Origin of the sequence: uncultured Shimia sp. (genome assembly GCF_947493595.1) — a bacterium.
GTDB lineage: Bacteria > Pseudomonadota > Alphaproteobacteria > Rhodobacterales > Rhodobacteraceae > Shimia.
The window spans coordinates 17,543-39,274 of the sequence record NZ_CANLRL010000013.1; the positions used below are offsets into that span (position 1 = coordinate 17,543).

General features: G+C 57.3%; 20 protein-coding genes. 15 read left to right on the forward strand and 5 right to left on the reverse strand.

Features of this window, described 5'->3' with window-relative positions:
* Window positions 1-19: 19 nt before the first annotated feature.
* Window positions 20-1,840 (forward strand): ABC transporter ATP-binding protein/permease, encoded by a 1,821-nt coding sequence (locus Q0955_RS20100; protein ID WP_299428465.1) that lies wholly within the window; start codon window positions 20-22, stop codon window positions 1,838-1,840.
* A gap of 51 nt (window positions 1,841-1,891) precedes the next feature.
* On the opposite strand, the gene Q0955_RS20105 is transcribed toward Q0955_RS20100, so the two are convergent.
* The 3 genes from Q0955_RS20105 to Q0955_RS20115 form a co-directional block, all read right to left on the reverse strand.
* The gene (locus Q0955_RS20105) at window positions 1,892-2,272 is read right to left on the reverse strand and encodes a DUF1294 domain-containing protein (RefSeq protein ID WP_299428468.1); all 381 of its coding nucleotides are present in this window, start codon (window positions 2,270-2,272) and stop codon (window positions 1,892-1,894) included.
* 138 nt (window positions 2,273-2,410) lie between these two features.
* Complete coding sequence (locus Q0955_RS20110; RefSeq protein ID WP_299428471.1) at window positions 2,411-6,286, reverse strand: efflux RND transporter permease subunit; 3,876 nt, start codon at window positions 6,284-6,286, stop codon at window positions 2,411-2,413.
* Window positions 6,283-7,527, reverse strand: a complete 1,245-nt coding sequence (locus tag Q0955_RS20115; RefSeq protein ID WP_299428474.1) for an efflux RND transporter periplasmic adaptor subunit — start codon at window positions 7,525-7,527, stop codon at window positions 6,283-6,285. The genes Q0955_RS20110 and Q0955_RS20115 overlap by 4 nt, the downstream gene beginning before the upstream one ends.
* A 227-nt stretch (window positions 7,528-7,754) precedes the next feature.
* On the opposite strand from Q0955_RS20115, the gene Q0955_RS20120 reads away from it, so the two are divergent.
* From Q0955_RS20120 to Q0955_RS20135, 4 genes are all read left to right on the forward strand, one after another.
* Window positions 7,755-8,435, forward strand: coding sequence for a hypothetical protein (locus Q0955_RS20120; protein ID WP_299428477.1), 681 nt, complete (start codon window positions 7,755-7,757; stop codon window positions 8,433-8,435).
* Between the two features lie 25 nt (window positions 8,436-8,460).
* Window positions 8,461-9,765, forward strand: a complete 1,305-nt coding sequence (locus tag Q0955_RS20125; RefSeq protein WP_299428480.1) for a PQQ-like beta-propeller repeat protein — start codon at window positions 8,461-8,463, stop codon at window positions 9,763-9,765.
* A 48-nt stretch (window positions 9,766-9,813) separates the two neighbouring features.
* Window positions 9,814-11,307, forward strand: a complete 1,494-nt coding sequence (der, locus tag Q0955_RS20130) for a ribosome biogenesis GTPase Der (RefSeq protein WP_299428483.1) — start codon at window positions 9,814-9,816, stop codon at window positions 11,305-11,307.
* A gap of 190 nt (window positions 11,308-11,497) precedes the next feature.
* Window positions 11,498-12,478 carry a fatty acid desaturase gene (locus tag Q0955_RS20135; RefSeq protein WP_299428486.1) on the forward strand — a complete coding sequence of 327 codons (981 nt, stop codon included), beginning with the start codon at window positions 11,498-11,500 and terminating at the stop codon, window positions 12,476-12,478.
* Window positions 12,479-12,575: 97 nt separating this feature from the next.
* On the opposite strand, the gene serS is transcribed toward Q0955_RS20135, so the two are convergent.
* Entirely contained in the window at window positions 12,576-13,868 is a 1,293-nt protein-coding gene (serS, locus tag Q0955_RS20140) for a serine--tRNA ligase (protein WP_299428489.1), read from the reverse strand.
* Between the two features lie 222 nt (window positions 13,869-14,090).
* Between serS and yajC the strand changes: the two genes are divergently transcribed.
* The 10 genes from yajC (at window position 14,091) to Q0955_RS20190 (ending at window position 21,148) form a co-directional block, all read left to right on the forward strand.
* Window positions 14,091-14,375 (forward strand): preprotein translocase subunit YajC, encoded by a 285-nt coding sequence (gene yajC, locus Q0955_RS20145; protein WP_299428492.1) that lies wholly within the window; start codon window positions 14,091-14,093, stop codon window positions 14,373-14,375.
* Window positions 14,376-14,406: 31 nt separating this feature from the next.
* Window positions 14,407-16,068, forward strand: a complete 1,662-nt coding sequence (gene secD, locus Q0955_RS20150) for a protein translocase subunit SecD (protein WP_299428495.1) — start codon at window positions 14,407-14,409, stop codon at window positions 16,066-16,068.
* Window positions 16,069-16,071: 3 nt separating this feature from the next.
* A complete protein-coding gene (secF, locus tag Q0955_RS20155) occupies window positions 16,072-17,040 on the forward strand; it encodes a protein translocase subunit SecF (protein ID WP_299428498.1) in 969 nt (322 codons plus the stop codon).
* Entirely contained in the window at window positions 17,021-17,794 is a 774-nt protein-coding gene (locus tag Q0955_RS20160) for a sulfite exporter TauE/SafE family protein (RefSeq protein ID WP_299428501.1), read from the forward strand. Before secF ends, Q0955_RS20160 begins: the two co-directional genes overlap by 20 nt.
* A gap of 4 nt (window positions 17,795-17,798) precedes the next feature.
* Window positions 17,799-18,164, forward strand: a complete 366-nt coding sequence (locus Q0955_RS20165) for an Mth938-like domain-containing protein (protein WP_299428504.1) — start codon at window positions 17,799-17,801, stop codon at window positions 18,162-18,164.
* Window positions 18,165-18,337: 173 nt separating this feature from the next.
* A complete protein-coding gene (ccmA, locus tag Q0955_RS20170; RefSeq protein ID WP_299428507.1) occupies window positions 18,338-18,958 on the forward strand; it encodes a heme ABC exporter ATP-binding protein CcmA in 621 nt (206 codons plus the stop codon).
* Window positions 18,955-19,611, forward strand: coding sequence for a heme exporter protein CcmB (ccmB, locus tag Q0955_RS20175; protein WP_299428510.1), 657 nt, complete (start codon window positions 18,955-18,957; stop codon window positions 19,609-19,611). Before ccmA ends, ccmB begins: the two co-directional genes overlap by 4 nt.
* Before the next feature lie 90 nt (window positions 19,612-19,701).
* The gene (locus tag Q0955_RS20180) at window positions 19,702-20,454 is read left to right on the forward strand and encodes a heme ABC transporter permease (protein WP_299428513.1); all 753 of its coding nucleotides are present in this window, start codon (window positions 19,702-19,704) and stop codon (window positions 20,452-20,454) included.
* Window positions 20,451-20,600 (forward strand): heme exporter protein CcmD, encoded by a 150-nt coding sequence (gene ccmD / locus Q0955_RS20185; RefSeq protein WP_299428516.1) that lies wholly within the window; start codon window positions 20,451-20,453, stop codon window positions 20,598-20,600. The genes Q0955_RS20180 and ccmD overlap by 4 nt, the downstream gene beginning before the upstream one ends.
* 35 nt (window positions 20,601-20,635) lie before the next feature.
* Window positions 20,636-21,148, forward strand: coding sequence for a DsbE family thiol:disulfide interchange protein (locus tag Q0955_RS20190; protein ID WP_299428583.1), 513 nt, complete (start codon window positions 20,636-20,638; stop codon window positions 21,146-21,148).
* 72 nt (window positions 21,149-21,220) lie between these two features.
* On the opposite strand, the gene rpiB is transcribed toward Q0955_RS20190, so the two are convergent.
* Complete coding sequence (gene rpiB / locus Q0955_RS20195) at window positions 21,221-21,661, reverse strand: ribose 5-phosphate isomerase B (protein WP_299428519.1); 441 nt, start codon at window positions 21,659-21,661, stop codon at window positions 21,221-21,223.
* Window positions 21,662-21,732 lie beyond the last annotated feature (71 nt).

Genomic DNA, 21,732 nt, shown 5'->3' on the forward strand with positions numbered 1-21,732 from the left:
AACTGACAGGCAGGCAGGCATGACCAAATGGCACACGGCTACGGCTGAGGAACTCGCGCGCAACGAACAACGCTCCGGTTGGCGTACCATTCGTAAGGTGTCGCCATACCTCTGGCCTGACGACAAACCGTGGGTGAAACACCGCGTGGTGCTGGCGCTGTGTATGCTGCTGGCCTCCAAAATGATCGCGGTCTATTCCCCGATGCTTTACAAAGCTGCCGTAGACGCGCTTGCCAATGAAGGCGTGCCGCCGCTTGCGCTTGGCGCAGTGGGGCTGACCGTGGCCTATGGCATGGCGCGTTTGATGACCAATGGCTTTCAGCAGTTGCGCGATGCGGTCTTTGCCAAGGTGGCACAGCGGGCCTTGCGCCAATTGGCCTTAGAGACCTTTGAGCACATCCACCGCCTGTCGATGCGCTATCACATCACCCGCAAAACTGGCGGGTTGAGCCGCATAATTGAGCGGGGCGTGAAGGGGGTGGAGTTCCTCCTACGTTTTCTGCTGTTCTCCATCGGCCCGCTGGTGCTTGAGTTGTTGATGATCTCCGCGATCTTCTACTGGCTGTTTGACGCGCGCTATCTGGCCGTCGTGGGCGTGACCATTTCGATCTACATCTGGTTCACCTTCAAGGTCACCGAATGGCGCGTGAAGCTGCGCCGCCAGATGAACGATCAGGACACAGACGCCAACCAGAAGGCCATCGACAGCCTGCTGAACTTTGAAACCGTAAAGTACTTTGGCGCCGAAAAACGTGAGGCCGCGCGGTACGATAGCGCCATGGCTGGCTATGAAGAAGCGGCGCTAAAGACTTCATATTCCTTGGCTTTTTTGAACTTTGGTCAGTCCTTCCTGATCACCTCCGGTCTTGTGATTGTCATGGTCATGGCGGCGATTGGCGTGCAAAATGGTGACCTGACGGTGGGCGATTTTGTCATGGTCAACGCCTATATGGTGCAGATCACCATGCCGCTGAATTTCCTGGGCACGGTCTACCGTGAAATCCGTCAGAGCCTTGTGGATATGGGCGAAATGTTTGACCTGTTGGAACAGCCGGCGGAAGTGGCGGACAAGCCGGACGCCAAGCCGCTGGCCATCAAAGACGGTTCTATCACACTCGACAACGTGGCGTTTGGCTATGAAGCGGATCGCGCCATTTTGAAGGGTGTGAGTCTGGAAGTATCGGGGGGGCAGACCGTGGCCATTGTTGGTGCGTCTGGTTCCGGGAAATCCACCATCGGACGGTTGCTGTTCAGGTTTTATGATGTGCAGGGCGGGGCACTCCGGATTGACGGCCAAGACGTGCGCGATGTGCAGCAGGAAAGCCTACATGACGCCATTGGCGTGGTGCCGCAAGACACGGTGCTGTTCAACGACACCATTCGTTACAACATTGCCTATGGTCGCGACGGGGCCACAGAGGATGATGTGATCGAAGCCGCCAAAGCGGCACAAATCCACGATTTCATCGCAGCGTTGCCGGACGGCTATGACACGGCTGTAGGAGAGCGCGGGCTTAAGCTGTCAGGCGGTGAAAAGCAACGCGTCGGCATCGCCCGCACCTTGCTGAAGAACCCGCCAATATTGTTGCTGGATGAGGCAACCTCTGCCTTGGATACCGAAACCGAGCAGGGCATCAAGGAGGCGCTGGCACGGGCTGGTGAAGGCCGCACCGTGATCACCATCGCCCACCGGCTGTCCACCATTGCCGAAGCTGATCAGATTGTGGTGCTGGAGCAAGGTGAGGTGGTCGAAAAGGGCACGCACAACGCGCTTTTGGAGAAAAAAGGCCGCTATGCGCAGCTTTGGACCCGACAGCAAGCGGATGAAGACGCCGCTTAAGCGGAGATAGTGGTTGCAATACACCCGTGCTTTCCCGGTGCGGGTGTTTGATCAGCTGGGTAGGGCTGCTTGGTAGTTCCCGGACATCCAAATCCCTGATGGACCAAGAAGCGCCAAATACGTGCCCAGAGAAATCAATCCAAGATGCAGGACAACAATGGCGTTTAGGCGTCGTCCAAAGGGTTGTTTCTGTGTCTTATGATAGAAACGCTTTTGGGCAAATTTGGCACCCAGCGAGCCACCGGCCAGCGCCAGGAACAATAGAGTGCGCTCGGAAATGCGGGGTTCGCCGTGAATGGCGCGCTCTTTGTCGGCATGAAAGTAGGTGTAGGTGACCATGTTAAGAGCCAACCAAAACACCAGTACCAACCCAGTCAAAATAAGCGCCGGGAGGGCAGGGGACATAGAAGTGCCAACTGCGATATTGAACATGAAGTTGCCTGTATGCGTTCGCTTAAAAAGTTTGGTGCGACACGTATAAGGCGAAATGCGTTGCAAAAAAAGAACATTCTGGATGAATGAAAAACGCGCCCCCGAAGGAGCGCGTTTTTTGTGCGTGATGCTGAGGGCCTACTCAGCGGCTTGAATGCCACCTGGATCAGGATCGTTGGCGGCTTTTCCGCTGCGCGGTGCCTCAACCTCTGGCGCCAGATCATTTGGGTCGACCTTGGTGGAACGGGTGGGTGGCACGGACGACCGGTTGGATGGCTTGGAGCTTTCCATCACCACCTCCGTGGTGTCATCCCACATCAGCACCGGATGTTTCACCTTGCGGGCTGCGCGGCGCAACGCCCAATCCTGACCGGCGCGCGAGGTGCGACCAAAGGACATGCGCGCGAGCAGGCGCATCATCCAGTTGAAGTAGGTGCTGGCCCAGACCCGCGCTGCCAACATCGATGGTGTGAACACCAGTGTCAGAACTGTTGCGATACCAAGACCAAAGACTACAGCAGTCGCCAGCTGTTTCCACCACAGCGAGGTTGGGCTGTCGATCGAGTAGCCACCATTGATGAAGTCCAGACTCAGGCCAAACATCATTGGCGCAAGGCCCGCCATCGTGGTGATTGTGGTCAGCAACACCGGACGGATACGGCTCTGCGCGGTACGCACAATTGCATCGATCCGGGGCATGTACTGGCTGTATTCCTGATAGGTATCGATCAGAACAATGTTGTTGTTCACCACAATCCCTGCCAGCGCCACAATGCCGGTGCCGGTCATGATGATCGAGAAGGTCTGATCCATCACCAACATACCGACCAGAACACCTGCGGTAGACAGAACCACCGCCAGCAGCACCAGCACCGAGTTGTAGAAGCTGTTGAACTGCGCCAACAGGATCACAAACATCAGTCCCAAGGCAGCCGAGAACGCGCTCATCAAGAAGGCTCCGGATTCCGCCTGCTCTTCCTGATCACCGGTCCATTCCCAGCCGATCGAGGGGCCAAATGGATTGGTTTCGAGCCACTCTGTCAGCACTTCGATGCGTTCTGTTGCGGTCACCGGAACACGGCGAGCACCGTCCTCCACTGCGGATTGCAGCTCGCCTGCCGAAGCGGCTTCTTCCAGTGTGAAGATTGTGAAGTCCTCGCCGTTTGGCGTGGTGATCACGGTTTCGCCTGTGAAACCGCCATCTGGTAGAGCCTTCAAGAAAGCAAGGGTTTTCAGGTCATCGCCTTCGCCGGTCACAACTTTGACCAAACCTGGTTCCACATCCGCTTTCACGTCGTAGTAACGTTCCTGATCAACACGGCTGATAGACGCCCTCTTTGGCACCGGAAAGCGTGTGACAAAGTTGGACAGAGGCACAAGCCCGTCATTGGTGCGCACTTTTAATGTGTCGAGAGTAGACAGGACACGGTCCTGATCTGGCAAACGCAGGCGGATTTCGATCTCTTCATCAGAGCTGTCGACTCGCATGGTGTCGAGCAGAATACCCCGTGTCACAAGCTGAACCATCGCGCCTACGGTGGCCACATCGGCGCCATAGCGACCCGCTTTGGCCACGTCCACGTCGATCTGCCAATCGATACCGGGCAGGGGCAGGGTGTCTTCCACCAAGGTCAAGCCTGCGGTCGCTTCAAACGTCTCCCTGGCGCTTATGGCAGCGGCGTTGAGGTCGTCCCAGCCGTCGCCACGGAGGCGCAGATGGATTGGCTTGCCGGACCCCGGACCCTGTTCAATCGGGCTGGTTTCGACATAGAAGCCAGGCAATTTTGCCAGCTCGGCGTTCAGTTCTTCCAACACGCGGTTGCCGCCAAATTCCGGAGAGCTCACGTCGCGTTCCAGCAGTCCAAAGAACCATGTTTCACGCGCTGTCGGGCGATCTTCCCATGGGATGATTTCAAACTGAACCTGGCCAACCGTGTCGGGCGGAGAGTTCCCGCCACCTGGGCCACCTGTGTCCAAACCACCTTTGCCGGCAAAGGAGAAGACATTGATCACTGCAGGGTGCTGCATGATGATGTTTTCAGCCGCACGCACCATCTCGTCTTTCTCTGTCAGAGAGATGTTGCCGCGCGCCCGCACGTAAGCGGTGGCCTGTTCCGGTTCCGTGGCCACAAAGAACTCAACGCCTTTGTTGTTTTCGCCAAAATAGCCAATGATGGAGATAACAGTGAAAACAACCGCTGCGATTGTGATCAATGGCATCACAGGGTTGCCCACGATGAACCGCATGAAGTAGCCGAAACCATTGTGGCGGAAACCGGATTTGATCGCTTTGCGTTTGCGGCTGATTTCTGCGGCGCTCATGGTTATAGACGCTGCAAAAGCAGACGCTACAAACAGCACTGCGCCAACCATCACAGTGCCGGTCGAGCCTTCGTCACCGGACTGGTAGGTCACGGTCAGCATCTGCATCAGACCGACAAACATGCCATAAAGCGGGATTGGCACCAACAGGGCGCGCACCACCCACGGCAGGCGGGACTTCATGCCTTGTGAAATGTGGTCAAACACCCGGCTCAGGCGGCCGGAGATACCACCCACCACAGGCAGATAGATCAACGCGACCAGAAGCGAGGCGGACAGAACAAAGATCATTGTGACCGGCAACATGCCCATGAACTCACCCGGCACACCCGGCCAGAACAGCATCGGCAGGAAGGCACACAGAGTGGTCGCGGTGGAGCTGACAATCGGCCAGAACATCCGCTGCGCCGCTTCAACATAGGCGTGCATCGGGCCCACGCCCTCTTTGATGCGCTTGTCGGCATATTCCACCACAACAATCGCACCATCCACCAGCATGCCCACCGCAAGGATCAGACCAAACATCACCATGTTGGAAATGGTCACGCCCATCAGCGCAAGGAAGGCAAAACACAGCAGGAAGGACGCCGGAATGGCAAAGCCCACCAGCATCGCTGCGCGGCTACCAAGGGAGGCCAAAACCACAATCATCACCAGCGCAATCGCGGTCAGAACCGAGCCCTCAAGCTGACGCACCATGGAACCAACAACGCGGCTCTGATCGTTGGACGTGCCGACATGCACCGCCGCCTGCAACTCTTCAGGCCATTTTTCCTGAGCGGCCGCCAGCGTGGTTTTGATCTGCTCCACGGTGTCGATGATGTTGTAGCCTTTGCCCTTCACCACCTGAAGTGCAACGGTGTTTTCGCCGTCAAACCGCGCGGTGCCCGCGCGGTCCTCGAAGGTGAAGTTGATCTCTGCCAGGTCGCCCAAAGTCACAATCCGCTCGCCGTTGGTTTTCACCGGCAGCTCATAGATGTCGCTGACATCGCTAAACGACGAAGGAATTTTGACCGAGAAAGTACCCTGGTTGGTTTCCACTTCACCGGCAGCAATCAGTTGGTTGTTGTTTTGCACAACACTGATCAGCTCCGGCGCGGTGACGTTGTAAGATTCCAACCGAAGTGGATCGATCACCACTTCCACCATCTCATCGCGGTTGCCCGCGATCGGCGCTTCCAGTACCGCGTCGATGGCTTCAAAGTCATCCTGCAGATCTTTGGCCAAACGCGCCATGGTGCGTTCCGGCACATCGCCAGACAGGTTCACAATCACAATTGGGAACTCGGAGAAGTTGATCTCCGAAATAGTGTATTGATCCGCACCTTCAGGGAAGTTGGCCTGCGCCGTGTTCATGGCGTCGCGCACGTCCGCGATGGTTGCGCTCTTATCCCAGCCGAAGTCGAATTCCAGAAGCAGAGAAGCGTGGTTTTCCGAGGCGATGCCGGTCATTTTGTCGAGACCATCAAGGTCCACCGACTCGGTTTCCATCGGTTTCACAAGAAGGCTTTCCGCGTCTTCGGCGGAGATCCCGGGATAGTTCACCGAAACATACAGGATCGGAATGTCGATGTCCGGCTCACCTTCTTTGGGCAGGCTCGCGTATGAAAAGGCGCCAATCACAAGTGAGATTGCGATAAACGCCAGGATCATTCGGGCCCGTTCGGCGGCCCAGGTGATGGCGCCGGTCATTGGTCAAGCTCCCGATAGGTCGGAGCCACCTGAACACCTTCGACGACAAATTCTTGCCCCACCACAATCACGTCTGCTTTCTCCGGCAAGCCGCCAACCCAAATGCCGTCGGTGCCGTCGCGCATCAGCTCAATCGCCTTGAAGGCAACGATGCCGCCGTCTTCCACAATGCGGACACCCAGCGTGCCTTCGTCGTTCAATGTCAAAGAGGATTGCGGCAGGAAATGCGCGGCCGCGCCATCTGCGGAGATCATGATTTCTGCGGTTTGGCCGTCGCGGATCACCAGATCTTCGTTAGGGACAGTGACTTCCACGCGGAACGTGCGGGTCTGCGGATCTGCAGAGCGGGACACAAAGGTCACCTGGCCGGTGACTTCCTGACCAGTTGTCAGACGCGCACCTGCCAGCGAGCCTTCGTTCACACGGCTGATATCGGTCTCGGGCACAAAGCCTACGATGCGGATTGGATCAAGGCGCAGAACCGTGCCACACAGGCTGCCGGGCTGCATCAAGCTGCCCAGTTCGGCTGTGCGACTTTCCAGCAGGCCATCAAATGGCGCGGTCATGGTCAGGCGTTCAACCTCGCGTTCAGCGGCGGCCACCAAGGCCTGAGCCGATTCGATGCCTGCTTGAGTGCTTTCCAACCCGGATGTGGCTGACTGGATCGACGCCTCTGCGGCGCGCACGCTGGCGGCTGTGCTTGCCACACGGGTCGAGGAAGCAAAGCCGCCTTCGGACAGTTTACGAGCCGCGTTGTCGTTGATTTTGGCCTCTTCGAGCCGCGCCTCAGCTTCGGCCACGGTGGCCTGTGCGCTTGGAATGCGCGCCTGAGCTTCCAGCAATCGGGCTTTGGCTTCCGCCAAAACTGCTGCGCTGGTGCCGACATCCAAACGACACAGCTCTTGGCCGGCGGTGACGTGAGAGCCGCGCCGCAGCGGCTCTGTGATCACCAGACCGCTGGTTTCGGCGCGAACTTCAACCTGGCGATCCGCCTCGGTTTGACCACGTAGCACCACCGCGCTGTCGATTGTGGTTGCTGCGCTGCGCACGGCGACAACACGGATCAATCCCGCGTCATCAGACGGTGTTTCCGTCGGTTCAGTGCTTGCCTCGGCGACTTCTTCAGTCGCCTCCTCGGACGCGCCATTGCCGGCAAAAGCCGCCAAGCGATCACGCTCCACCACAACAAAATACAAAATTGCCGTCACAAGAAGTGCGGTCAAGACCGGAATAAGCCGCATTGAATGGCCCCTGTTGCTTTAACGTGCGCCCTCCCGCGCACAAATATTGGTCGACATATTGGCGTTCGCGCGCCGAGAAACAACCTCAGAAGAGAAAATTTGGACTCATCGGTTCAAAATGCGCGTGAATTCAAGAAAAAACCTGTGTCGCCGATGTGCCTTTGCCACAGTACTTGGCACTTTGAAAACAAAACGATAAGACAAGGCAAACCGACAGGAGAGCAGGCGTGAGCAATACCGACAGTTTCATCGAAGAAGTCACCGAAGAAGTGCGCCGCGATCGCCTTTTTGGCCTGATCCGCCGTTATGGCTGGATTGCTGTGGTTGCCGTGATTGCCATTGTGGGCGCAGCCGCTTTTAATGAATATCAGAAAAGCAAGGCCCGCGCAGCCGCACAAAACACCGGTGACGCATTAATTGGCGCCGTGTCTGCCAGCGACGCGGAAACCCGCGTGTCTGACCTCAGCGCGCTGACAACTGAGTCGCCGGATGCCCAGGTTGTTGCCGACATGCTGCTGGCCACACATCAAATTGAAGTTGGATCCGGCGCTGATGCCGCTCAGACCTTAAACGGCATCAGCACCAGCGCCCCCGACACTCCGGAAATCTATCGCCAGATCGCTGCATTTAAGGCCGTTTTGGCCAATGCCAAAGAAACCCCCATTGCAGAGCGTCGTCTTGCGCTCGAAGCATTGGCTGGTGCGGGCATGCCTTTGGCCTTACCGGCCCAAGAACAATTGGCGTTGCTAAGCTTGGAAGAAGGCGATGTTGAAGGTGCCATCACGCAGCTACAGGCCCTCATTCAAGATGCGGCCGTCACCTCAGGCTTGCGTAACCGCGCTTCTCAGTTGATTGTGGCTCTGGGCGGAACACCGGCGAACACCGCGCCAGTTCTGGCCGACCAATAAGACTTGCAGGGTGGGGGACTCAGCAGTGAAACGTACGTCATGGATTTTGGCCGCGGGCGTTGCCTCGGCGGCATTGCTGTCTGCTTGTGCCGAGCCTGAAATCATCCTGGTTGGTGACCGTGAAGATCTCATTCCTTCCGAGGAAGTGGTCGAAAACAAAGATCTTGCCATCAATCTGCCGGCACAAAGTAAAAACGCGCAGTGGACCGGCCGCATTGGCTCTCCAAGCACCCGTACCGCAAATGCGGCGCTGTCGCAGCGTCCGGTTCTGGCGTGGTCGGCTTCCATTGGCGAAGGTGAATCGCGCAAGTCCCGTATCACTGCGGATCCCGTTGTTGCCGATGGCCGCATTTTCACTGTTGACGCAGAGGCCACCGTCGCCGCGACCACCACCAGCGGTCAGCTTCTTTGGTCCCGCGATCTCACGCCGCCCAATGACAAGGCCGGCCAAGCCTCTACTGGTGGATTGGCCTATGGCAAAGGCAAGCTTTTTGTCACAACGGGGTTTGGTAGCATTCGTGCGCTGGATCCTGCCACCGGTGCCGACCTTTGGGAGCAGAAATTCCAGGCCGTCGGCAGCGGCACCCCCACGGTTTATGGCGATCTGGTCTATGTGATCTCCGGGGATGCAACCGCCTGGGCTTTGGAGGTTGAGACCGGCAAGATTGCGTGGCAACTGCTATCGCTGCCCAATGTTCAGAACGTGCAAAGCCCTGCAGCGCCGGCTCTGACAGACCGTTTGGCGATTTTCCCATATGGCTCCGGCGAAATTCAGGCCGCTTTCCGGCGTGGCGGTGTGTCCCGTTGGACGGCAGGGTTGTCTGACACCCGTCCAGGTCGTGCGGTAAACACAGTTGGCGATATCTCAGCTGACCCGGTTGTTGTTGGTGACACAATCTACGTGGCCAACCATTCCGGTCGGATGGCAGCCATTGAAGCTGAAACCGGGGTGCGCAAATGGACCGCCGATCACGGCGCGTTGAGCCCGGTCTTCCCGGCAGGAGGTTCCCTGTTCCTGGTGTCAGAAACCAATGAATTGCTGCGTCTTGATGCTCGCGATGGCACCCGTGTCTGGGGCCAGACTTTGCCACAGTTTGTCAGCGATAAACCCAAGAAGCAGTCCGCTGTACATGCGCATTACGGACCAATTCTGGCCGGCGGGCAATTGGTTGTGCCGTCCTCTGACGATGTTGTGCGCTTCTATAATCCGCGCAACGGCTTGCTGACCCACACGGTGGAATTGCCGCATGGTGCGGCCACCAACCCGGTTGTGGCGGGCGGAGTTCTGTATGTCGTAAATCGCAAAGGCGAATTGTACGCTTTCCGTTGACGCATTTATGATGTATCGGAGCGACTTCAGACGTTCCGGAGATCTGTCATGAGTTTTACGCTCGCCATCGTGGGCCGCCCAAACGTGGGCAAATCCACATTGTTCAATCGCCTTGTGGGCAAAAAACTGGCGTTGGTTGACGACCAGCCTGGTGTTACGCGTGACCTGCGCGAAGGCGAAGGGAAGCTTGCCGATCTGCGGTTTACCGTGGTTGACACCGCCGGTTTGGAAGATGCCACGGATGACAGCTTGGAAGGCCGTATGCGTCGCCTAACCGAGCGCGCGGTGGATATGGCAGATATCTGTCTCTTTATGATCGACGCGCGCGCCGGGGTCACGCCCACCGATATGGTCTTTGCCGAAATTCTGCGGAAAAAATCCGCCCATGTGCTTTTGGCCGCCAACAAAGGCGAAGGGCGTGCAGCGGATTCAGGGGTCATTGAAGCCTACTCCTTGGGCTTGGGGGAACCGATCCGCCTCTCCGCTGAACATGGCGAGGGTCTGAACGATCTATACGCGCAGCTCATGCCAATTGCAGACGAATTTTCAAAACGCCAGGAGGCGTTGGATGATGAAGTTGAAGTCGATGTTGAGCTTGAAGAAGATGGTGATTGGGACGACGAGTTTGAGGAAGATGGTCTGCGCCCCAGCCAGAACATCACCGAAAAAAAGCCGTTGCAGATTGCCGTAGTCGGACGGCCAAATGCTGGTAAGTCAACGCTGATCAATCAGATCATTGGGGAAGACCGGCTTTTGACTGGGCCGGAAGCGGGTATCACGCGAGACGCAATTTCGCTCCGGACCGAGTGGAGCGGCACCCATATGCGGATCTTTGACACCGCCGGGATGCGCAAGAAAGCCAAGGTACAGGACAAGCTGGAAAAACTGTCCGTTGGCGATGGTTTACGTGCGGTGAAATTTGCCGAGGTGGTTGTTGTGCTTCTGGACGCAGCCATTCCCTTTGAGCAGCAAGACTTGCGCATTGCCGATCTGGCGGAACGCGAAGGTCGAGCTGTGGTTGTGGCCGTGAATAAATGGGATATCGAGGAGCATAAGCAGGAAAAGCTGCGCGAGCTTAAGGAAGCCTTCAACCGACTGTTGCCGCAGTTGCGTGGTGCTCCTTTGATCACGGTTTCTGCCAAAACCGGCCGTGGGTTGGAGCGGTTAAACGATGCCATCCTGAGTGCTTATGACACCTGGAACCGTCGCATTCCAACCGCCACACTAAACCGCTGGCTGGTGGAAATGCTGCAACAACACCCGCCCCCCGCGCCGCAAGGCAAACGGATTAAGCTGCGGTATATGACCCAAGCCAAGACCCGTCCGCCTGGATTTGTGGTGATGTGTTCCCACCCGGACAAATTGCCCGCGAGCTACTCGCGCTATTTGGTAAACGGGCTGCGCGACACATTTGACATGCCGGGCACCCCCATTCGTCTGACAATGCGCGGGCAAGGTGACAAAAACCCCTATAAGGGTAAGAAGAAGTCCACGCCGTCGCGCCTGCGTAAACACATTAAAGGCCGTGACGCCGGTTTCTAGGCTGTCACAGGATCCATTTTTTGATTTTGGTCGCCGCGTAGTTTTCTGCGCGGCGACTGTGCATTGTGGGTTTAAAAATTCGCGCTATAGTCTTGTTGAGTGGTCCGAATATTCTGGGACTGCGTGTGACTAGATACCCAGGTCTGTGAAGACTCTGGCGGAAATATTGATTTAATCAGAGAGGTTTGCGATGGAGATTCGCGAGCGCTTGAAAGAATTTACAGTGCAGGATGACCGCCTTGGTGCGCTCAGCTTTTTTGGCACTTTTACTTTCTATTTTGCCACGCTTGCCTTGGCGGTTGCCAATCAAAGCACATGGTACATCCTGATCCCGATGATGGTGCTGAATGGGTTGTCCGCGGTGCGGCTTTATGTTTTGCAGCATGACACCGGGCATGCCTCTCTGTTCAAAAGCCGCAAACACAACGACTGGGCGGGCGAAGCGCTGTCGGTGGTGACTTTTGCGCCCTACGCGGCCATGCGCCACAATCACAACATGCACCACAGCCACCTCGGCAACTTGGAACACCGTGAGACCGGCGAAATCCACACCATGACTGTGCGGGAATGGAATGAGGCGGGGTTCTGGCAGCGCCTGCAATACCGGCTCTACCGCAACCCCTTTGTGCTGATCCCGTTGGGCAGCCTGTTCACCTATTTCATTCGCTACCGCTGGCCCAAAAATGCCCACACCATGTGGAAATCGGTGCTGCTGCACAATCTAGCGATCTTTGCATACATGGGCGTGCTCTATGGGCTGGCAGGTTGGAACGGCGTGTTGATCTGGTTCTTGGCGTCCTTCTTTGGCGGCATGGTAGGCGTTTTTATGGTTTACCTGCAGCATAATTTTGAGGACACCTATTGGGATCGACGTCCTGATTTGGACCCGCGTTTGGCGGCGCTGCAAGGCTCCTCCGCTTTGGACCTTGGCTGGTGGATGGATTTGGCCTCCGCGAACATCGCTTATCACGATATCCATCACTTCAACGCCCGTATCCCGCATTACAACTTGCGAAAATGTCACCAGATGATCCGCGCTGAATACGATCTGCCCACCATCGAGTGGCCGGAGGCGATCCGCTCGTTTTCGTTAAAGCTTTGGGATGAGGAGCAGGAGAGGTTGGTGCCGTTTCCCAAGAACCAACCGCAAGGCGCGGTGCCGGCGGAGTAGGCCGGGGGCCAGCCCCCGGACCCCCGGGATATTTGTGGACAAATGAAAAAGCGCGGCTCCATTTGGGCCGCGCTTGTTTTTGTGTCTTGGTCTGGGGTTAGGCCAGCTTACCATCTGCGGTCAGCGTGGACTTGCCACCCAGATAGGGCACCAGCACTTCTGGCAGCATCACGGACCCATCCGCTTGCTGACCGTTTTCCAGAACCGCAATCAGGCAGCGTCCCACCGCCAGGCCGGACCCATTTAACGTGTGTACATATTCCGGCTTGCCGCCATCCGTTGGACGGAAGCGTGCGTTCATGCGCCGTGCCTGGAAATCGCCGGTGGTGGAAACAGAACTGATCTCGCGATAGGTGGCTTGGCCTGGAATCCACGCCTCGATGTCAAAGGTGCGGCGTGCGCCAAAGCCCATGTCACCGGTGCAGAGCACCACAGTGCGATAGGGAATGCCCAGTTTTTCCAGAATGCCTTCGGCGCAGCCCAACATGCGTTTCTGCTCAGTGTCAGACTCGTCCGGGTGGGTGATTGAGACCATCTCCACCTTTTCAAACTGGTGCTGACGCAGCATGCCGGAGGTGTCTTTGCCGGCGCTGCCGGCTTCGCTGCGGAAACACAGCGAATGCGCGGTCATGCGGATCGGCAGGGCGCTTTCCTCGAGAATATCGGCAGCAACCGAATAGGTGAGCGGGATTTCAGAGGTCGAGATCAACCACCAGCCGTTGGTGGTCTGATAACTGTCCTCGGCAAATTTTGGCAGCTTGTCGGTGCCATACATCGCCTCATCGCGCACCAGAACCGGTGTGTTGACCTCGGTCAGCCCGTTTTCATCAACATGCACATCGATCATGAACTGCGCCAGCGCCCGGTGGATGCGGGCCACAGCGCCTTTCAGCATCACAAACCGCGCGCCAGAGATTTTGGCGGCGGTCTCAAAATCCATGCTCGCAGCCACGCCGCCAATTTCGAAGTGTTCAACCGGTGTGAAATCAAAGGCTTTGGGCGTGCCCCACTGCTTGATCTCAACGTTGTCATCCTCATCGGCACCGTTTGGCACATCGTCAGCTGGCAGGTTGGCAATCCGCGCCAGCGCGTCCGTCAGCTTGGCGTCAATCTCTTTGGCCTCGTTTTGCATCGCCGCCACTTCGGATTTTTTCTCGCCGACCAGCGCGCGCAGACGCTCAAACTCTGCTTCGTCGCCTTTGGCTTTGGCGGCGCCAACCTCTTTGGCAGCGACCTTTTGCGCCGCTTGTGCCGCCTCAGCCGCACCGATTTTGGCACGCCGCTCTTCATCCAAAGCCAACAGGGAGGATGACATGGCCTCATCCCCACGGCGGGTCAAGGCGGCGTCAAAAGCGGCCGGGTTTTCGCGGATCGCTTTAATGTCATGCATCTCTCTTATCCTTCATGCTTGAGATGAGTCGTTTCACGTCTCTGCTTATGCCGGAAATCTTGGTTAATCGTAACCATCCGATGTTAACAGCGCGTCCCACAGCCTCTTAAGGGAACAAGGCGCTCCGTCAAGGGCTTTGACACCTTGCAAGTGGCGCCAAGGCCCCATAGGTTCCCTGCGACTTTTACGGGGCAATCCCGCACTTACAGAGGACCTGACATCATGGACCAACTCGGCCAGTTTCTGCCGCTCATTCTGATCTTTGCGATCATGTATTTCCTGCTGATCCGTCCGCAGCAGAAAAAAGTAAAAGAACACCAAGCCATGGTGGCGGCTGTGCGTCGCGGTGACCAGGTTGTGACCCAGGGTGGTCTGATTGGTAAGGTGAGCAAGGTCAAAGACGACAACGAAGTTGAAGTTGAGCTGGCCGAAGGCGTGAAAGTGCGCGTGGTGAAATCCACCATTGCCAACGTGACGTCCAAGACCGAACCGGCCAAAGCCGAGTAAACCCAACAACAAGACCAACAGGGCATCTAACATGCTGCAAATTGACCTTTGGAAACGGGTCCTGATCTGGCTCACCTGCGTGGTGGGCCTGCTTCTGGCCATGCCAAACGCGTTTTATCCGAGGGTTGAGGCCCATAATGATGCTGTTGCTGACCAAGCGGTTGGCATTGTGAACGAAAACACTGAGGCGCTGATTGCGGGATGGCCATCCTTCCTGCCGTCGCGCTTGGTGAACCTTGGTCTTGATCTGCGCGGTGGTGCACATCTTCTGGCCGAAGTGAAGGTGGAAGATGTCTATGCCGCGCGCATGACATCAATGTGGCCAGAGGTGCGCGACTTGCTACGCGGCGAACGGGCCACCGTTGGCACCATCCGCCAGCAGCCGGGTCCAGACACCGAACTGCGCTTCAAAATCTCCAAGCCGGAGGCCATTCAGGAGGCTGCAAGCCTTGTGCGTGGTCTGTCGCGTCCGGTGACCTCGATCACCGGGGCAGGGGCCAGCGACATTGTGGTTAGCACCGATGGCGACACCATCATTGTGGAACTGTCTGACGCGGAGAAACTCGCCTCTGATCAACGCACCGTACAGCAAGCGCTGGAAATCATCCGTCGCCGGATCGACGAAGTGGGCACACGTGAGCCAACCATCCAACGTCAAGGTGCGGACCGTATTCTTATTCAGGTGCCGGGCATTGGCTCTGCGTCGGAATTGAAGGAAATCATCGGCACCACGGCGCAGCTGACCTTCAATCCGGTTGTTGGCCGTGCCTCTGATCCAGACGCCTCCGCAGGTGTTGGCAACAAAGTGCTGCCGTCGCTAGATGAAGAAGGTGTGTATTACATCGTTGAAGCGGCCCCTGTTGTGACCGGCGAAGAACTGGTCGACGCGCAGCCAAGCTTTGATCAAAACAACCGACCTGCGGTGTCTTTCCGGTTCAACCCAACTGGTGCGCGCAAGTTTGGCGACTACACGGCGCAAAACATCGGCAGCCCGTTTGCCATTGTGCTGGATGACGAAGTCATCTCCGCACCGGTTATTCAGGCCCACATCGCGGGCGGCTCCGGCATCATCACCGGTCGTTTCTCGGTTGAGGAAAGCACCAACTTGGCTGTTCTGCTGCGCGCTGGTGCCCTGCCTGCGGAGCTGACCTTCCTTGAAGAACGCACCATTGGTCCAGAGCTGGGCCAGGACAGCATCGAAGCCGGCCGCATTGCCTGTATCGTGGCTTTTGTGGGTGTGCTGATCTTCATGTTCCTGAGCTACGGCACTTTTGGTGTCTTTGCCAACATTGCGCTGATCATCAACGTTGGCCTGATCTTTGGCCTGTTGAGCCTAATCGGTGCCACGCTGACTTTGCCGGGTATTGCTGGTATCGTTTTGACCATCGGTATGGCGGTGGACGCCAACGTGCTGGTGTTTGAACGCATCCGAGAAGAGCTGAAATCGGCCAAAGGACCAGCCCGCGCAATTGAGCTTGGCTATGAAAAGGCTCTCTCTGCAATCCTTGACGCCAACATCACCACCTTCATCACCGCTGTGATCCTGTTCGCCGTGGGCTCCGGCCCAGTGCGCGGCTTTGCCATCACGCTCGGCCTTGGCATTCTCACATCCGTCTTTACCGCGATCTTTGTGACGCGTGTGCTGATCGTGATGTGGTTTGAACGCCGCCGTCCCAAGACAGTAGAGGTATAAGCCATGCGTTTGAGACTTGTTCCACAAGAGACCAAATGGGATTTCTTCGCCCGCCCAACGCTGTGGCTTGGTATTTCTGGCGCACTGATGGTGGCGGCTCTGGTGAGCTTCTTTATTCAGGGTCTGAACTTCGGCATCGACTTCCGGGGTGGTACAACCATCCGGACTGAAAGCGCGCAGGAGGTGGTGATCGCAGATTACCGCCAAGCGATTGAGCCGCTGGAACTGGGGGACATTTCGATCACCGAGGTGTTTGATGTGACCTTTGAAGAAGACCAACATGTCACCATGATCCGCATCCAGGCCCAAGAGGGCGAAGAGGCGGTGACCGCAGACATGATCAAGAAGGTGGAGGTGCAGCTGCAAACCGTGGCACCGGATATCACCTTTGTGTCGGTCGAGTCGGTTGGTCCAAAGGTGTCCGGCGAGTTGATCAACACTGCGGTGATTGCGGTTTTGCTGGCGATTGGCGCTGTTCTTGTCTACATCTGGCTGCGCTTTGAGTGGCAGTTTGCTGTGGGCGCTGTGATGGCATTGGTGCACGATGTGGTGCTGACCATTGGCGTATTCTCCGAGTTGCAGATCAAGTTTGACCTCGCCATTATCGCGGCGCTGCTGACCATCGTGGGCTACTCGCTCAACGATACGGTTGTGGTGTTCGACCGCGTCCGCGAAAACCTGCGCAAGTACAAAAAGATGGATCTGAAAGAGGTGCTGAACCTCTCGATCAACGAAACCTTGAGCCGGACGGTGATGACCTCCGCCACCACATTGCTGGCGCTGATTTCCCTGTTTGTGCTGGGCGGCGACGTGATCCGTGGCTTTGTCTTTGCGATGATTTGGGGTGTGATTGTCGGGACCTATTCCTCGGTCTTCATCGCCTCTGCAGCGCTTCTGAAATTTGGCGTCAAACGCGATTGGTCCAAGCAGGCCAACACCGCCGGCAACAAGTTTGCCGATATCGACGCCTGATCTCCTGACCCAGGCACTGGCTATTGATGGCCTTGCCTGGGTTGCTTTGGCCGCCTTTGTGGCTGGCATTGTGCGTGGTTTCTCCGGATTTGGCACCGCGCTGATCTATCTCCCCATCGCCGCACAAGTCATGCCGCCCCTCTGGGCGATTGTTTCCTTGGCTGGCTTAGACATCATTGCCCCCTCGGTTCATATCCCCGCAGCCCTGCGCAATGGCCACAAACGTGACCTGCTGCGTCTGATGATTGGTGTGGTGCTCATGCTGCCCGTGGGCCTTTGGCTGCTGACGCGCACGGACCCCAGCATTTTTCGCTATCTCGTGTCTGTGCTGTCCATTGGCATGTTGGCTGTGCTGCTGTTGGGGTTTCGCTATCGCGGCACTGTCACCGGCCCAATGGTCTATGGTATTGGCGGGGCAGGTGGCTTGCTCGGTGGTGCCGCAGGTCTGCCCGGTCCGCCGGTGATCCTATTCTACATGGCCAGCCCCCATGGGCCGTCCGTGATCCGTGCCAACACCTCTGCCTATCTGTTTTTCTATGACATACTGCTGGTGGTTGTCCTGTTGATCCTCGGCCAATTTGATCCGGCGCCTTTTGTTCTGGGTCTCATGCTCTCGATCCCGGCCATGGCGGGCAATCTTTTGGGCGGCTGGCTCTTCCATCCGCGTTATGAGCGGCTATACCGAGGTGTGGCCTATCTGATCATCGCCTGCGCGGCGGTGTCCGGATTGCCTTTCCTAAGCGGCGGAGGATGACCCCATGCAGATGACCGAAGTAACCTATGCTGACGCGATTCCCATCGATAGCTACGGTCCGGGTTTTTTTCGCATTGGTGGAGACGTCATAAAAGGCGCGGCGATCATCCACGCCAAAGGCGCGCGCAGCTGGACCGGATATGAGGATGTGGACGCCGTGTTGGCCCTTAAGGACGAGATTGACTTCATCCTGATGGGCACGGGCGCACAAATGGCTCCGGTGCAATCTGCGTTCCGACAGGCTTTGGAAGCGGCGGGCATAGGTGTCGAGCCGATGGCATCGCCAACGGCGTGCCGCACCTACAACGTGCTGGTCAGCGAAGGCCGTCGAGTGGCGGCGGTGATGTTACCGGTGCCAGAGGAAAGCTAAGGCAAAAGTGTTGCGCAACGGTCGGTGCGATCACAGTGTTTGATTTAGGTTAAGGTGCACATCCCCACCTCCGCGATACAGCCACAATACAGACGTGATACCGACGTCGAAATTCAGCGGGTTCAAAAGGTTAATCCTTTTGCCAGCCAAGGGGATGGGGTAAGCCTCAGAACATGATTTTACGTGTCAAAGATGTCAGCGTGGCCCGCGGCGGCGTAGCGGTTCTGGAAGGGCTCAGCTTTGAGATCAACCCGGGGCAGGCGTTGATCGTAAAAGGTCCAAATGGGGTTGGCAAAACCACACTGTTGCGCACGGTGGCTGGCCTTCAGCCGCCGTTCAAAGGCGCCGTTGAGGCCCCAGAAGAGGCCGTGGCCTATGCCGCGCACAGCGATGGCTTAAAAACCATGCTGAGCGTTGAGGAGAACCTACGCTTCTGGGCAGATGTCTTTGGTCAGTCAGACATCGAAGAAGCTATTCAAGCCTTTGATCTTTTTGACTTGCGCAACCGTCTCGCGGGCAGTTTGTCGGCCGGTCAAAAACGCCGTCTCGGCCTTGCGCGGCTGCTGGTAACGGGCCGCCCAATCTGGGTCCTGGACGAGCCTACGGTGTCGCTGGATGTGGCGTCAGTTGCGCTTTTTGCCGACGCCGTGCGGGCTCATTTGGCGGATGGTGGCAGCGCGCTGCTGGCCACGCACATTGACCTAGGCTTGGACGTGACCGTGCTTGATGTTGGGCCGTTCCGCGCTAAACAAGGCGCCGCGCCGATCAGCGGCTATGACGAGGCGTTCCTATGAAAGCATTGCTCTTTCGCGACTTGAAACTCGCCTTCCGGGCTGGTGGCGGCTTTGGTCTTGGCATCGCATTTTTCCTTATTGTTGTGATACTTGTGCCGTTCTCGGTTGGGCCGGAAAGCGGCCTTCTGACCAAGATTGCGCCCGGTGTTTTGTGGCTCGGTGCTCTGCTCGCTTGTCTTCTGTCGCTGGACCGGATTCTGGCGCTGGATTGGGAAGATGGCACACTGGATTTGGTCGCCACATCGCCACTGCCACTCGAAGGCGTCGTCTCAGTCAAAGCGCTGGCCCATTGGCTCACCACTGGCGTGCCGCTTGTGGTCGCAGCTCCGGTCTTTGGTGTGCTGCTCAACCTGCCGCCGCAGGGCTTTGTCTGGCTGGTGACATCGCTGGCGCTTGGCACACCTGCACTCAGCGTGATTGGCACCTTTGGCGCAGCCTTGACTGTGGGGATCAAACGCGGCGGATTGCTGCTTTCTCTTTTGATTTTACCGCTTTACGTGCCAACGCTGATCTTCGGCGCGGAGCTTGCCCGTCGAGGTGCGGAAGGTCAGGATGTGGCCACACCGCTGCTGATGCTCGCGGGCATAACCTTTGGCGTGATCGCGCTTTTGCCATTTGCCAGTGCTTTGGTGTTGCGGATGAATCTGCGGTAGCGTGCGGCCGACTTAATCCATATCAAGGCACCTGTGTTGCTCTCATGGAAGTGAAGTGCACAAACAACGACGACAAGATAGGACACCCTCATGGGATCGATCTGGGAATATGCCAATCCGGTAAAGTTCAGCCAAACCGTCTCGCGGTTTCTGATGCCGGTAGCCGTTTTAGCCGCAATCGCAACGATTGTGGGGTTGGTCTGGGGGTTTTTCTTCACGCCGGATGACTATCGCCAAGGTTCCACCGTAAAAATCATCTATCTGCACGTGCCATCAGCCCTGATGGCGATCAACATCTGGTTCATGATGCTGGTCACCTCGCTGATCTGGCTTGTACGCCGCCATCATGTGAGCGCTCTGGCCGCCAAAGCCGCGGCACCAGTGGGAGTGGTCATGACCCTGATCGCACTCTGGACTGGTGCGGTCTGGGGCCAGCCGATGTGGGGCACTTGGTGGGCCTGGGATCCGCGCCTGACATCGTTCCTGATCCTGTTCCTATTTTATCTCGGCTACATCGCGCTTTGGGAAGCGATTGATAACCCGGACACCGCCGCGGACCTTACCGCCGTGCTTTGTATCGTTGGTTCGGTCTTTGCCATGCTCAGCCGCTATGCGGTGAACTTCTGGAACCAGGGCCTGCATCAAGGTGCCTCCATCATGCGGGCAGGGGCCGTGACCGGCGCTGACACAGAAGAGAAGGTTTCAAACGTGTTCTTCTATCCACTGATGATGTGCATCATTGGCTTTGTCTTGTTTTTTGTCGCGTTGGTGCTGTTGCGCACCCGCACGGAAATTCACAAGCGACGCACCCGTGCGTTGCTGGCACGGGAGCGTTTGGCATGATGCCTGATCTGGGAAAATACGCCGACACGGTTCTGTCGTCTTACGCGGTGTCATTGCTGCTGATTGGCGGCTTGATTTGGTGGAGCCTGCGGGCAGCGCGCAAAGCACGCGCGGACCTAGACGATGTTGAGGAGCGCCGCAAATGAGCGACTCGCCAGCCAAAAAGAAGGTCTCGCCGCTGATGTTCCTGCCACCACTGCTATTCGCAGGGTTGGCGGCAATGTTCCTGTTGGGAATGCAGCGAGAAAACCCCAATGAATTGCCAAGCGCGCTTGTGGGCGAACAAGCCCCTGACGTGCAGATCACCATGTTGGGTGACAAAGACATGTGGGATGCCACAGCGCTGCGCACTGGCAAACCAACGCTGGTGAACTTTTGGGCAAGCTGGTGTGGTCCATGCCGTGTGGAGCATCCAAACTTGATGGATCTCCGAGCCGAAGGCCTGACCATTCTTGGCGTGAACTATAAAGATTCACCGAACAACGCATTGAGTTTCCTTAGTGAATTGGGCGACCCCTATACTGCTGGCGGGGCGGATACCACAGGACGGATGGCGCTGAACTGGGGTGTCTATGGCGTGCCGGAAACCTACCTGGTGGATGGCGAAGGCAACATTCTTTTGCGCATTGCGGGTCCGGTGACCGAGCGAGAAGTGGAAGGCCGCATTCGCCCTGCGCTGGAAGCGCTCAACTAACGCGCTCAAATATCAGAAACAAAATGGCCTCGGCTCAGCGATGCGCCGAGGCCTTTTTTGACTGGTTGACGCTTAGCCCTCAATCATGTCCACACGAGTGCCGTGGCGGCCCCCTTCGAACTCTGCGTCGAGATATGCGTCCACAATCTCCAGCGCGACACCTTCGCCCACGACACGCGCCCCAATCGATAGCATGTTGGCGTTGTTGTGGGCGCGGATCATCGCAGCGGAAAACGTGTCGGAACACACGCCACAGCGGATCCCTGGAACCTTATTGGCCGCCATCATGATGCCCTGGCCGGTGCCGCACAGGATGATGCCCAGATCGCAATCGCCGGATGCCACGCGCTCAGCAGCGGCCTTGCCGTGTAGCGGATAGTGGGTGCTCTCGGTGGTGGTGGGGCCGATGTCGATCACCTCATAACCTTTGGCAGCCACATGGGTGGCAACCGCTTGGCGCAGGTCAATGGCGGCGTGGTCGCTGGAAAGCACGATGCGTTTGGTGTCAGACATAGGTGGCAGACCTTCTTGTGAGTGTTGGCCCGTCCATAGGGGCAAAGGGACACAAGTGCAATTGGCCACTT

Coding starts and splice junctions, on each gene's coding strand:
- Q0955_RS20100 (WP_299428465.1), top strand. CDS start 20: ATGACCAAATGGCACACGGCTACGGCTGAGGAACTCGCGCGCAACGAA.
- Q0955_RS20105 (WP_299428468.1), bottom strand. CDS start 2,272: ATGTTCAATATCGCAGTTGGCACTTCTATGTCCCCTGCCCTCCCGGCG.
- Q0955_RS20110 (WP_299428471.1), bottom strand. CDS start 6,286: ATGACCGGCGCCATCACCTGGGCCGCCGAACGGGCCCGAATGATCCTG.
- Q0955_RS20115 (WP_299428474.1), bottom strand. CDS start 7,527: ATGCGGCTTATTCCGGTCTTGACCGCACTTCTTGTGACGGCAATTTTG.
- der (WP_299428483.1), top strand. CDS start 9,814: ATGAGTTTTACGCTCGCCATCGTGGGCCGCCCAAACGTGGGCAAATCC.
- Q0955_RS20135 (WP_299428486.1), top strand. CDS start 11,498: ATGGAGATTCGCGAGCGCTTGAAAGAATTTACAGTGCAGGATGACCGC.
- serS (WP_299428489.1), bottom strand. CDS start 13,868: ATGCATGACATTAAAGCGATCCGCGAAAACCCGGCCGCTTTTGACGCC.
- yajC (WP_299428492.1), top strand. CDS start 14,091: ATGGACCAACTCGGCCAGTTTCTGCCGCTCATTCTGATCTTTGCGATC.
- secD (WP_299428495.1), top strand. CDS start 14,407: ATGCTGCAAATTGACCTTTGGAAACGGGTCCTGATCTGGCTCACCTGC.
- secF (WP_299428498.1), top strand. CDS start 16,072: ATGCGTTTGAGACTTGTTCCACAAGAGACCAAATGGGATTTCTTCGCC.
- Q0955_RS20165 (WP_299428504.1), top strand. CDS start 17,799: ATGCAGATGACCGAAGTAACCTATGCTGACGCGATTCCCATCGATAGC.
- ccmA (WP_299428507.1), top strand. CDS start 18,338: ATGATTTTACGTGTCAAAGATGTCAGCGTGGCCCGCGGCGGCGTAGCG.
- ccmB (WP_299428510.1), top strand. CDS start 18,955: ATGAAAGCATTGCTCTTTCGCGACTTGAAACTCGCCTTCCGGGCTGGT.
- Q0955_RS20180 (WP_299428513.1), top strand. CDS start 19,702: ATGGGATCGATCTGGGAATATGCCAATCCGGTAAAGTTCAGCCAAACC.
- ccmD (WP_299428516.1), top strand. CDS start 20,451: ATGATGCCTGATCTGGGAAAATACGCCGACACGGTTCTGTCGTCTTAC.
- Q0955_RS20190 (WP_299428583.1), top strand. CDS start 20,636: ATGTTCCTGCCACCACTGCTATTCGCAGGGTTGGCGGCAATGTTCCTG.
- rpiB (WP_299428519.1), bottom strand. CDS start 21,661: ATGTCTGACACCAAACGCATCGTGCTTTCCAGCGACCACGCCGCCATT.